The organism is Mobilicoccus pelagius NBRC 104925 (genome assembly GCF_000247995.1).
Taxonomy (GTDB): domain Bacteria; phylum Actinomycetota; class Actinomycetes; order Actinomycetales; family Dermatophilaceae; genus Mobilicoccus; species Mobilicoccus pelagius.
This window is the reverse complement of record NZ_BAFE01000054.1, coordinates 1-13281: the sequence shown is the minus strand read 5'-3', so window position 1 is coordinate 13281 and position 13281 is coordinate 1. Positions and strand designations below refer to the sequence as shown.

Below are 13281 nucleotides of genomic sequence, written 5' to 3'. Positions count from 1 at the left end.
AGGGCCGCCTTCGCGTGTCATGCTGTCCTTCAGAACATTTCGGAGGGGGTAGACGCGACCGTGGACGTGTTCGCCGTGCGGCGTGAGGTCGTCGACGAGTACCGATCTTTCACCTCGTCGTTCGCGACGCCCCGTGACGCCCGCATCCGAGCCCACCTCGACACGCTCATGGAGACCGGAGACCAGTGGCCCGAACCATGGGTCAGTGTCAACCCGAGTTTCGCCACCGGCGGCACGATCACCGACCTCGTGTCCGCCGGGATTCTCCACACGGAATGTGAGCGCATCTTCCGTGTCAAAGCCGCGCCCTCAGACACAGGAACTCAGACCCTCACCCTTCACCGCCATCAGAGTGAGGCCATCTCCGCTGCGGCGACGGGACGTTCATACGTCCTGACCACGGGCACGGGTTCGGGCAAGTCCCTCGCCTACATCGTGCCGATCGTCGACGCGGTACTCCGGGCAAAGGATGCGGGCGCGCCGCCCGGGGTGAAGGCGATCGTCGTCTATCCGATGAACGCCCTGGCGAACAGTCAGCGCGGCGAACTGGAGAAGTTCCTCTCCTATGGCTATCCGGGCGGCGGCCCCGTCACGTTCGAGCGGTACACGGGTCAGGAGAGCGAAGAAGACCGCCGCCGGATCCTCGCAGATCCGCCCGACATCCTGCTGACCAACTACGTCATGCTCGAGTTGGTCCTCACCCGCCCGAAGGAGCGGCAGGCCCTCATCCAGGCATCCCGCGGGCTGCGGTTTCTCGTCCTCGACGAGCTGCACACCTACCGCGGCCGGCAGGGCGCCGACGTCGCGCTCCTGGTCCGTCGTCTGCGTCAGGCGTGTGGGGGCACGAACCTGCAAGTGATCGGTACGTCGGCGACGATGGCTTCCGGGGGGTCGATTCCCGACCGGCAGAGGGCGGTGGCCGATGTCGCGTCCCGCCTTTTCGGTGCTTACGTCCTGCCCGAGCATGTCATCGGGGAGACGCTCACACGGACGACGGATGACAGGGAGCCCGACGTCTCCGCGATCGCACTCGCTGCGCGCGCGTGGCGGGATGGAAGCGCGGATACCGGTTATACAGAAATGGCCGCCGACCCCCTCGTATCGTGGGTCGAGACGACGTTTGGCCTCGACCGCGACGGTGAGCATCTCGTTCGACGAGTGCCGGTCACGGTGCCAGATGCGGCCGCCGCACTGTCGAACCTAACCGATCTTTCGGCGGCGGAGGCCGCGGAGGCGATCAGGGCTGTCTTCCTTGCGGGTTCCCGCACGCGGCACCCCCAGACCGGCCGTCCGCTGTTCGCATTCCGTCTTCACCAGTTCATCTCCAAGGGAGACACCGTGTACGTCTCTCTGGAGCCCGAGGACGTACGCCACATCACAAGCACTTACCAGCAGCGCGTGCCTGGGCATCGGGAGAAGTCTCTACTTCCCCTAGGATTCTGCCGCGAATGCGGTCAAGAGTACCTGGTCGTGTCACAGGTGACCCGCGACGGGCGCCGCATGTTCGTCAACCGACAGGATTCCGACGCGTCGGGTGGAGACGCCGTCACCGGGTATCTGTACGTATCGTCCACGTATCCATGGCCAGATAATCCAGTCGCCGAGCAGCGTTTCCCGGATCATTGGATCGTCGAGGACGGGAGTCTGCCACAGCTGGCGGAGAACAAACGGAAGTACGCGCCCGAAGAGGTCGGCGTCGGGCTCGACGGGGAACTTCTGCCCATCGGCGAAGGACTGCGCGCGTGGTTCATGTCGACGCCGTTCGCCTTTTGCCTGGCGTGTCGCGTCTCCTACGAACACGTGCGCGGCAATGACTACTCCAAACTCGCCAGCCTCGACCGCGAAGGGCGGTCCTCGGCCGTCTCGGTGATCAACTCGGCGATCGTGAGATCCTTGCGCTCGCTGCCACAGAGTGAGCTGGCGCCGGATGCCCGCAAGTTGTTGACCTTCGTCGACAACCGTCAGGACGCGTCGCTGCAGGCGGGTCACTTCAACGACTTCGTGCAGGTGGCGCAGCTTCGAGGCGCTCTGTACCGGGCGATGGTGGAGCACACCGATGGCTTGCGGCACGAGAGCGTGGCGCAGTACGTCACGGATGCCCTGGGCCTCGACCTGCCGGACTTCGCCGCGAACCCCCGGGCGAAGTTCTCACAACGGGAGGCCGCATTCGCGGCGCTACGCGCCGTCGTGGAATATCGCCTCTACACCGATCTCAAGCGAGGGTGGCGCATCACGATGCCCAACCTCGAGCAGACCGGCTTGTTGCGGGTGCAATACATCGACCTCGACGAGATCGCGGCCGATACGGAAAGTTGGCGCAAGAAACCGTTTCTCCGCGATGCCGATCCGGGGATGCGCAAGGACCTGTGCCAGATCCTTCTCGACGAGATGCGTCGCGTTCTCGCCATCGACGTCGATTGCCTCTCCCCTGAGGGCTTCGAACGCCTCCAGCGTGACTCGCGCCAGCATCTGATGGGTCCGTGGAGTATCGCCGAAGGCGAGCAGGTGGCCGAGGCCGGCACGGTCTACCCCACAAAGAGCACCCCTCGTAAGGCCCGCACTGATCTGTTCGTCTCGGGATTGTCGGCGTTCGGGCGCTATCTGCGTGATCCCAAGCGAGGGCTTGGAGGGTTGAGCGTCGACGAGACCCAGGCGGCCATCGTCGAGCTGTTCGAGGTAATGGCCGAGAACGGCCTCGTCACGGCCGTCACCGAGCGAGAGGGCGTGTCCGGTTACCGCCTGCAGGCCTCAGCGGTGAGATGGCGGGCGGGCGACGGCACACACGGCGCCGAGGACCGGTTGCGTCGAACCGTCACCAAGGATGAGGCGCCGCGCGCCAACCCCTACTTCCGCGATCTCTATCGCGATGTGGCCGCATCCATGATGGGTCTGCGTGCCCTGGAACACACGGCGCAGGTTCCCGCGCCGCTGCGTGAGGAGCGCGAGTCGGAGTTCCGTGAGGGCGTTCTGCCCATGTTGTTCTGCTCCCCCACGATGGAGCTGGGCGTCGACATCGCCAGTCTCAACGCCGTGGGGCTGCGCAACGTGCCCCCGACGCCCGCGAACTACGCACAGCGATCGGGCCGCGCAGGCCGCAGCGGACAGCCCGCACTCGTGACGACGTATTGCGCCACGGGTAACGCGCACGACACCTACTATTTCCGCCGCTCTCGTGAGATGGTCGCGGGCTCCGTCACTCCCCCGCGGCTCGATCTCGCCAACGAGGACCTCGTTCGCAGTCACGTCCACGCGGTCTGGCTGGCGGAGACCGGAGTGGCTCTCCCGTCGAGCCTCACGGACCTCGCCCAGACCGACGACGGCGACCGGTACCGAATCCATCCGGAGATCTGGAACCGCCTCACCGATGCGGATGTCGAGCCCCCGGCGATCCGCGCCGCAGATCAGGTGGTGAAGGAGGTGCGGCAGACCTGGGCGGAGCCTGCGCCGTGGTGGTACGAGGGGTGGGTCGCCGATCAGGTGCGCGGCGCCGCGACCGCGCTCGACACTGCGCTCGACCGGTGGCGGGGCCTCTACCGAACCGCGACACGCGAATACGAGGTGCAAAACCGCCTGGCGATCGACACGCGCGCGAGCGCGAAGGATCGGAACCGTGCGGCGGCACGCGCGGCTCAGGCACGGCATCAGCTCCTCATCCTCGGCAACGAGGACACCGGCCGGAACATGAGTGATTTCTACTCCTACCGCTACTTCGCGTCGGAGGGCTTCCTGCCCGGGTACTCCTTCCCTCGCCTTCCGCTTGCGGCCTACGTTCCCGGCCAGCGGGGAGGCCGCCGTTCGGACGAGGGCGAGTACCTTCAGCGTCCGCGGTTCGTCGCGATCCGCGAGTTCGGACCGAAGGCCCTGATCTACCACGAGGGTGCCCAGTACGAGGTGCACCGGGTCCAGTTGCCCGAGGGGTCGGATTCGTCCGGCACGGTGCGGACCGAGGAGGCGCGGCGGTGCGGCTCGTGTGGGTATCACCACCCGGTGGCCGTGGGCACGGATGTGTGCGACGACTGTGGCACCCGCCTCGGCGGCAAGACGTATGGGCTCCTGCGGCTACAGACGGTGTTCACGCGGCGCCGGGAGCGCATCAGCAGCGATGAGGAGGAACGGCGCAAGTCGGGGTTCGAGCTGGAGACGAGCTACCGCTTCGCCGAGCACGGGGAACGCTCGGGGCGTCTCGTCGCGGTGGCAGAGGCGGATGGCCGCCCGATGATGCACCTCACGTACGGGGATAGCGCGACGATCCGCGTCGCCAACGTGGGCCTCCGACGACGCAGTGACGCCGCGGATCGCGGGTTCTGGATGGACGGGGTCACAGGTACGTGGCAGCCCAAGAAGAACGTTCCGGGCGAGAAGGGCTCGATCCCCGTCGATGCCGAGGGCACCGGCGCCGATGTGGAGCCCCATCGGTTGGTCCAGGTCATCCCCTACGTAGAGGACCGCCGCAACATCCTCGTGCTGCGCATGACCGCCGGCGTGGACGACTCGACGGCTACCACGTTGCGGTACGCACTCGAGCGCGGCGCCGAGGCGGAGTTCCAGCTCGAGGACGGAGAGTTGACGAGCCAAGATCTTCCGGATCTCGAGCACCGGGGACGGATGCTGTTCACCGAAGCCGCCGAGGGCGGTGCAGGCGCTCTCCGACGGCTCGTGTCGGAACCGCAGGCACTCGCGCGGGTGGCCCGCCGGTCGTTGGAGATCGTCCACGTCGATCCGGACACGGGCGAGGATCGGGGGCAGGCCGAGGGTGCCCGCGAGCGGTGTGAGCTCGGGTGTTACGACTGTCTGTTGTCGTACGGCAATCAGAGTGAGCACGCTCTCATCGATCGTCATCGGGCTGTACCGACACTTCTCGATCTCATGCGGGCCACGGTGACCGTCGTGCCTGCCCCGCCCACGCGAGCAGAGCAGCGTGCGGGCATGAGCGGGCTGGACCCCACGTCGCCGGCGGGTCGACTGGTCCGCTGGCTCGATGGTCGCGGCTCGCGCCTGCCCGACCGGGGCCGCACGACGGTGGCGGATGCCCAGGCGACGCCCGATCTCGTCTACGACCTGCCGGGCAACCCTGTGGCGGTCTTCGTCGGCGGTGGGGATACGGCCACTGCAGATTCGGACGCACGAGGCGAGGCGGCTGAGGAACGTCTGCTCGACGCGAGTTGGAGCGTCGTGCGGTTCGGTACCGAGGACGAGTGGGAGGCCATCGTGCGGCGGCATCCGAGCGTGTTCGGCGCCCCCCGCGCAGGAGAGGAGACACGATGACGACCGAGACGACCGCCCCCACGTTCGCAGTCGGTTCCCTCGTCCGCGCGCGCGGTCGGGAGTGGGCGGTGATGCCCGAGAGCACCGCTGAGTTCCTCGTGCTGCGCCCGCTCGGAGGCGGCGACGACGAGATTGCGGGCCTCCACACGGCGTTGGAGCAGGTGGAATCCGCCTCGTACCCACTGCCGGATCCTGAGGTCGATCTTGCTGACGCGACGAACGCGGGTCTGCTGCGCACGGCGTTGCGGCTGGGTTTCCGAAGCTCGGCGGGCCCTTTCCGGTCGCTCGCGTCGATCGCAGTGGAGCCACGGGCCTACCAGCTCGTGCCGCTGATGATGGCGCTGCGTCAGGAGGCCGTGCGTCTGCTCATCGGCGACGACGTCGGCATCGGTAAGACGGTCGAGGCGGGTCTCATCGCGAGCGAGCTGCTGGCGACGGGTGAGGTGCAGAGGGTGTGCGTGCTGTGCAGCCCGGCTCTCGCCGAGCAGTGGCAGGGCGAGTTGTCCTCGAAGTTCGGCATCGAAGCCGAACTCGTGCTGCCGTCGACGATCCGGCGCCTGGAACGGGACCTGCCGCTCGGGACGAGCGTGTTCGAGCATCACCCGTTCACCGTGGTGTCGACCGACTACATCAAGTCCGATGCGCGACGGCACGAGTTCCTCCGCAGCTGTCCTGAGTTCGTCATCGTGGACGAGGCTCACACGGCGGTCTCCGACGGCGGGCCGGGAGCCGGGCGCCAGCGGCATCTGCGGCACGAACTCCTGCGGGGCATCGCGCGCGACCATAAACGTCACCTCGTCCTCGTGACGGCCACCCCGCACTCGGGTAAGGATGAGGGATTTCGGGCCCTGCTCGAGCTGCTGGATCCGGCGTTGGAGAACGTCGACCTCGACACCCCGTCCGGCCGCGAACACCTCGCCCGGCATTTCGTGCAGCGGCGCCGGCAGGACATCCGGTCGTTCATCGCCTCTGAGAGCGGGTTCCGGGAGGAGACCCGCTTTCCGGAGGACCGCGAAACCCGTGAAGTGCCCTATCGACTGAGCCCTGCTTACCGCGCTCTCTTCGACGAGGCGCTCGCCTTCGCCCGCGAGGAGACGCGGGGAGGCGGCTCGGAGGTAGCGCAACGGGTGCGGTGGTGGTCGATGCTCGCCCTGTTGCGGGCCCTCGCTTCATCTCCGGCCGCGGCGGCGGCCACGTTGAGGATGCGCTCCCGGGCGGCCGGGGCGCAGGACGCGGCAGAGGCCGACATCCTGGGCCGGACCACGGTGCTCGACATGGCCGACGACGAGGCCCAGGAGGCCCTCGACGTCGTTCCGGGCACACTCACCGATGAGGACGAGGCTCAGAGCACCGGGGCGGAGACCCGTCGGCGACGGCGCCTGCGCGACATGGCGGCGGCGGCCGATGCCCTGCGGGGGCCGACTCAGGACACGAAATTGAAGACGCTCACCAAGCAGGTCAAGGCCCTGCTCGCCGACGGCTTCTCCCCGATCGTGTTCTGTCGGTTCATCGACACGGCGGAGTACATCGGCGAGCACCTCACTCAGGCGCTGGGGCGCAACACGGAGGTCGGCGTCGTCACGGGGTCGCTCCCACCCGCCGAGCGCGAGCAGCGGATCCGGGCACTCTCCGACGTGGGGGGCAACCGGGTGCTGGTGGCGACCGACTGCCTGTCGGAGGGCGTCAACCTGCAGGACGCGTTCCAGGCCGTCGTGCACTACGACCTCGCCTGGAACCCGACGCGGCATGAACAGCGTGAGGGTCGTGTCGACCGGTTCGGTCAGACGGCGCAGCGGGTGCGGGCGCTGACGATCTACGGCGAGGACAACCACATCGACGGGGTTGTGCTGGACGTGCTCATCCGCCGCCATCGGGCCATCAGCAAGGCAACGGGGGTGAGCGTGCCAGTGCCGAGCGAATCCGACTCGGTGGTCAACGCGCTCTTGGAGGGCTTGCTGCTGCGGGGTTCGGGGGCCGACCAACTGCAGCTCGATCTGCAGTTCACCACGGCCACCGAGGCGTTGGCGAGAGAGTGGGAGTCGAGCGCAGCCCGGGAGAAGGAGTCGCGCACGAAGTTCGCTCAACGGGCGATCCATCCCGAGGAGGTCGCGGCGGAGGCACGACGCACGCGGGCGGCGCTCGGCTCGCACGAGGAGATCGAGCCGTTCGTCATCGAGTCGGTGCGGACGCTCGGCGGGTCGGTGGTGCCACGAGAGGACGGGGTCGAGGTGACGACGGGGACGCTCCCGGCGGGCATCCGCGACGCGTTGCCGCCCTCGCATGCGGAGCCGTTGCCCTTCCACCGGCAGATGCCGGTGCCGCGCCGACACGCCCTCCTCACGCGCACTGACCGCGCCGTGGAGGCGGTGGCCCGGTTCGTCCTCGACACGGCCCTGGACAGTAACGCCGCCGAACGGCCCCTCGCGACGCGGGCAGGCGTCGTGCGAACTCGAGCCGTGGAATCCCGGACGACACTCCTGCTGCTGCGCTACCGCTTCCACCTCGATCTGCCCACGCCGACGGGTGTGCGGCAGATCGTTGCAGAGGACGCGGACGTCGTCGCCTTCCGTGGTTCGGCCGCCGACGCTGCGCTTCTGGACGATGAGGAGGCGATGGCCCTACTCACGGCTCGGGCCGACGCGAACATCCCCTCAGATCAGGCGCGTGAGTTCGCCCAGCGCGCAATCGGCGCGGCGGCCACGCTCGCTCCGGTGCTGGAGGAGCGAGCCCAGGCGCGGGCGGTCGAGCTCCTCGAGAGTCATCGGCGCGTGCGTGCGGGCGCGCGGGCGGCCCGAGCGGGGCTTCGCGTTCGGGCACAACTGCCCGTCGACGTTCTGGGGGTCTACGTGTATCTGCCTGTGCTGGGAGGGGCCTCATGAGTGCGACCACGTCGATCCGCACGGCCGGTGGCATGCTCACGGCGAGTTTGCTGGCGCGGGTGGGGCAAGGGGACACCACCCTCGGCGGGCTGTCGAGCGCCGACTATCACCTGCCGTCGGGGCAGAGCCCCCGTGAGGCGGCGAACCGGGCGTGGACGTACCTCTCCGGCATCTGGCCGGCGTTCCGCGACGCGGTGACGGCGCTACCCGCCTCCGACCCCGCGGTGCGCCTCACTCGTGAGCAGTGGCTCATGCACCTGTTCCGCGAGCTCGGCTACGGCCGACTCCAGCCCACGCCCACAGGCGGTCTGGTCGTCGATGGGACCGCGTACCCGGTCTCGCACGTGTGGGGCGCGACGCCGATCCACCTACTGGGGTGGAACGTGCCCCTCGACCGTCGCACCCCCGGTGTGGCGGGGGCGGCGGGTCGGGCGCCGCACGCGCTCGTGCAAGAGCTCCTCAACCGCAGCGACGACCATCTGTGGGGGGTCGTGAGCAACGGACAGGTGTTGCGGCTCCTGCGCGACTCCTCCGCGCTGTCGACTCAGGCGTACGTCGAGTTCGACCTCGTATCGATGTTCGAGGGCGAGTCGTTCGCCGATTTCGTCGTCTTGTTCCTCCTGCTGCACGAGTCTCGCCTGTCGGTGACCCCGGGCGAGCCGCCCGCGACGTGCCGGTTGGAACGCTGGCGCGATGTCGCGGCCGCGTCCGGGACGCGCGCGATGGCGAGTCTGCGTGACGGCGTCGCCGAGGCGCTCCAGATCCTCGGCACGGGCTTCCTTACGCACCCCGAGAACGCGGTGCTGCGACACATGGTCGGGGTGGGTGAGGCATCAGCGGAGATTTCGGCAGCGGAGTACCAGCGCGCGCTGCTCCGGCTCGTCTACCGGCTGCTGTTCCTCTTCGTCGCCGAGGACAGAGACGCATTGCTCGACCCGTCGGCACCCCCGGAGGCGCGGGAACGGTACCGGCGCTTCTTCTCGACGGCTCGATTGCGGCGTCGTGCACTGCAACGGCGTGGGTCGCAGCACGCGGACCTGTGGGACGCCCTGTGTCTCGTCATCACCCGCCTGGGCGACGAACGCGGCTGCCCGGAGCTGGCGCTGCCGGGGATCGGCGGCCTGTTCGACGACACCGGGGAGGAATTCCTCCTGACGGCACGACTCAGCAACCGCACGCTACTCGACGCGGTGCGGGCCCTGTCGGTCGTGCATCCGAGGGGTGAGGTTCGACAGAGCGTCGACTACCGCAACCTCGGTGCTGAGGAGCTGGGCAGTGTGTACGAGTCGCTGCTCGAATACGTGCCGCGGTTGAACACGGCCGACCGCACGTTCACGCTCGAACAGCTCGCGGGCAACGATCGCAAGACGACGGGGTCGTACTACACCCCCTCCTCACTCATCGACCTCGTGCTCGACGAGACCCTCACGCCTCTGCTCGACGAGGCGGAGCGCTCTCCGGACCCGGAGTCGGCGCTGCTCGCGCTCACGGTCTGTGATCCGGCGTGTGGTTCGGGTCACTTTCTCGTGGCCGCGGCACGCCGCCTCGCGGAGCGGCTGGCGATGGCACGCTCGGGCGAGCAGGATCCGACCCCGGGCGACCTCGCGGAGGCGATGCGCGATGTGGTCGCGACGTGCATCTACGGGGTGGACCTCAACCCGATGGCCGCCGAACTCGCCAAGGTGAGCCTGTGGTTGGAATCGATGGAGGCGGGCCGCCCGCTGAGCTTCCTCGACGCGCACATCAAGGTGGGCAACTCGCTCCTCGGCACGACGCCGGCGCTGCTCGCGCAGGGGGTGCCCGACGCCGCGTTCGTCGTCCTGGAGGGTGACGACAAGAAGGCCACGGCCGCGTTGAAGAAGCGCAACGCGAACGAACGCAAGGCGCAAGCCCAGGAGGACGGAGGGCAGTTCGACCTGTTCGACACCGGTGGCCTGAGTTCCGGGTTCTCCTCACGGGTGGGCCGCGCGGAGGTCACGCGCGCGACGACGCTCGCCGAGCTGCACGCGGCGCAGCGTCGTTACCAGGAGGCGCAGAACGATCCCCGCCTGGCCCGGGAGCGGTGGCACGCCGACACGTGGTGTGCCGCGTTCGTGCAGCTCAAGGGCGAGGGCCTCCCGACGATTACCACGTCCACCGTCGAGGCTGCCCGTGAGGACCGACTCGACGCCACCACCCGCGCCGAGGTCGGCCGCCTCCAGGCGCAGTACGGCTTCTTCCACTGGCACCTGGAGTTCCCGGAGATCTTCGACGTCTCCCTCGGCGACGGCGAACACGGCTGGCGCGGCGGCTTCGCAGCGGTCGTGGGCAACCCGCCGTGGGAGACCGTGCAGATGTCGGAGAAGGAGTTCTTCGCCCAGCGAGCCCCACACATCGCAGGCGCACGCAATGCCAGCGCGCGCAAGCAGGCGATCGAGGCCTTGCAGCACGATGACCCGCTGCTGCACGAGGAGTTCGTGCGGGCGCGGCGCTTCGCGTCGGGGCAGAACACCCTCGTGCGCTCAGGCCGGTACCCCCTCGTCGCCCGCGGCAAGATCAACACCTATGCGGTGTTCGCCGAGCTTTTCCGATCCCTGTTGAGTCCAGAGGGCCGTATGGGCATCATCGCGCCCACCGGACTGGCCACCGATGCCACTACGGCGGCGTTCTTCGCCGACACGGTGCGCCACCGGCGGCTTGCGACGTTCTACGACTTCGAGAACGAGGCGAAGATCTTCCCAGGCATCCACAACCAAATCCGCTTCTCGATCACGGTCATCACTGGTGGGCGCCCATCCTCCGACGCCCGGCTCGCGTTCTACACGCGACATGTGGCAGATACAAGCAAGCGCCGGTACGGCCTGACGCCGGACGAAATCCTGATGCTCAACCCGAACACCGGCACGTTGCCGATGTTCCGTTCGCGCCGCGATGCCGAGATCACCTTGAAGATCTACCGCCGCTTCCCCGTGTTGATCGACGAGACGACGGGCGAGAACTCGTGGGGCCTCACCTTCAAGCAGGGCCTTTTTAATATGGCGACAGACTCAGGCATCTTCCGGTCGGCGGAGGACCTCGAGGCTGAGGGCGCGGCGTTCGACGGGTGGGCTTACGTCAACGACACCCGGCGGTGGCTCCCCTTGTACGAGGGCAAGATGCTCAACCACTACGACCATCGTTACTCCACATACCAGGGCGCCACCCAGGCGCAGCTCAACAAGGGCACCCTCCCCCGCCTCTCCGACGAAGCCCACCGCGACTGGGAACAGGAGGCCCGCGCCCGTTACTGGGTGGCGGAGAAGGACGTGGAGTCCGCCGTCGGAACCCGCTGGGACCGGGGGTGGTTCCTCGGCTGGCGTGACATCACCAACGCCAGCAACATGCGGACCCATGTGCCTAGCGCGATTCCACGTTCCGCTGTTGGACACAAGTTGCCTCTCGTCCAGCCGAGTCCACCATCGAACGCGCCTGCGCTACAGGCCACATGGTCGTCACTAGTACACGACTATGTCGCTCGACAGAAGCTGAGCAGCACGGGGATGACCTATTTCATCCTCAAACAGCTGACCACGCCGCCACCTGCTGTGTTTCGCGAGCCACTGCCCGGGGTTTGCACGGAACTCCTCGCGGAGTGGCTGCGTCCGCGCGTCCTGGAACTCACGTACACGTCACGCCGTATGGCGCCCTATGCGCGGGACGTGCTCGGCCTCCCGGAGGACGGGGATCCGGGGGTGCCGTTCCGGTGGAACCCGGAACGCCGGGCCCACCTCATGGCCGAGATCGACGCGGCGATGTTCCATCTCTACGGCCTGGACCGGGACGAGGTCGAACACGTCCTCGACAGCTTCACGGTGGTCCGCAAGTACGACGAGCGGGATCACGGCTCGTACGTAACGAAGACCCGCATCCTCGCCCTCTACGACGCAATGGCATCCCACACGCCAGGCACCCGCAGATCGGAGGCCTGAGATGTGGCCGCCCGCGCCGACCGGTCGCGACCCGCTCGAATTGGCCCTCGTGGCCGCCGAGAACTCGATTCTTCGCCTGCATCAGGCGGGCTCCGATGTCGAGGCAGCCCAGATGGCCGCGGGAGAGTCGGTCTTCTGGCTGGTGTCGGCCGATGAAGAGCTGCGCCGGCGACGATCGTCCTACGAAGCGGAGCGTACGAGCGATGGTCAAGGCAAGATTCTTCTGGGGCTCCGGCACGTGCGCAACTACGTGGCCCACCAACCACTCGTGGTCGTTCGCAACGGGGGCAAGCCCTTCTTCACCTCCAGCTGGTCGCCGGACGTGCATGGAGAACCCACCGGGATTTTCTACATCTCCCCCGGCCCGATTTGGCCTCCGGCAGGTGACTTGCCGGGGCCGGCCCAGACTAAATCCACGCCCGCCGGGGCGTTCCGGATGGACTGCAAACTCGAATTCGACCGCTCGTTGGCTCTGCGGCCTTGCGTTTCCACTCTGTCCGGCGCTCTGGAATGGTGCTGGTGGGCCCTTGGTCTCTGGGAGGGCCCCGATGCCGCCCTGGACGCCAGCAGCGTCAGCAGCTCCGCACGCCCCTGCCCCGACTGTGCAGGGCCGGTACAACGTAGGGAGTACGGCGGCGAGTCGAGCACGCCGGGCCGACGGACTTTTCGGTGCTCGACAGCGACGTGCCCGCGATACATAGCAGCGACGTGACCATGATGTGAGCGACACGACCACAGTGCGCTCGGCAGGCGCGATCGGCCGACGATGTCACGGCTGCACGACGCGCCGGGCGGCCTTCATCGGCTGGATGAGGTGCAGGTCGTCCGCGGGCGACTGCAGGAACTCCCCGTGACGCAGATAGAAGGTCTTCGTTGCCTCGTCCCGGCAGTGGATCAGCAGACACGCCGCCCAGATGGCCTCACTGGCGAGCACCGCCCGACCGATGGCATCCCGAAGAAGGTGCCGCCCGCTCGATGCAAGCGGCGGTGCTGAGCTGTTGCCGCCCACACGATGTCGACCCGCCCCGCGGGTTCCGGATCCGCTGCGCCCGCTGTCCTTCTCGCACGCAGGAGGCACACTGAACCCATGCCCCAGGACGTGTTTCTGCCGAACGGTAAGCCGACGCTGCGGCAGGGGATGCTCACGCGGCTGATGTTCGAGGTGCTCGCCGAGGCGGCCGCGCCCATCA

General features: G+C 67.9%; 4 protein-coding genes. 3 read left to right on the top strand and 1 reads right to left on the bottom strand.

The genetic code is table 11. The features are described from left to right. The first annotated feature begins 60 nt into the window (after positions 1-60). From MOPEL_RS08640 to MOPEL_RS08630, 3 genes are read left to right on the top strand one after another with little or no spacing between them, the layout of a single operon-like run. Positions 61-5265, top strand: a complete 5205-nt coding sequence (locus MOPEL_RS08640) for a DEAD/DEAH box helicase (protein ID WP_040633697.1) — start codon at positions 61-63, stop codon at positions 5263-5265. Beyond that, a complete protein-coding gene (locus tag MOPEL_RS08635; protein WP_009482507.1) occupies positions 5262-8144 on the top strand; it encodes a DUF8741 domain-containing protein in 2883 nt (960 codons plus the stop codon). Before MOPEL_RS08640 ends, MOPEL_RS08635 begins: the two co-directional genes overlap by 4 nt. Then, positions 8141-12091, top strand: a complete 3951-nt coding sequence (locus MOPEL_RS08630; RefSeq protein WP_009482506.1) for an Eco57I restriction-modification methylase domain-containing protein — start codon at positions 8141-8143, stop codon at positions 12089-12091. The genes MOPEL_RS08635 and MOPEL_RS08630 overlap by 4 nt, the downstream gene beginning before the upstream one ends. Positions 12092-12860: 769 nt before the next feature. Here the strand turns inward: MOPEL_RS08630 and MOPEL_RS08625 are convergent. Further along, positions 12861-13100, bottom strand: coding sequence for a hypothetical protein (locus MOPEL_RS08625; protein ID WP_040633694.1), 240 nt, complete (start codon positions 13098-13100; stop codon positions 12861-12863). Positions 13101-13281: the final 181 nt, after the last annotated feature.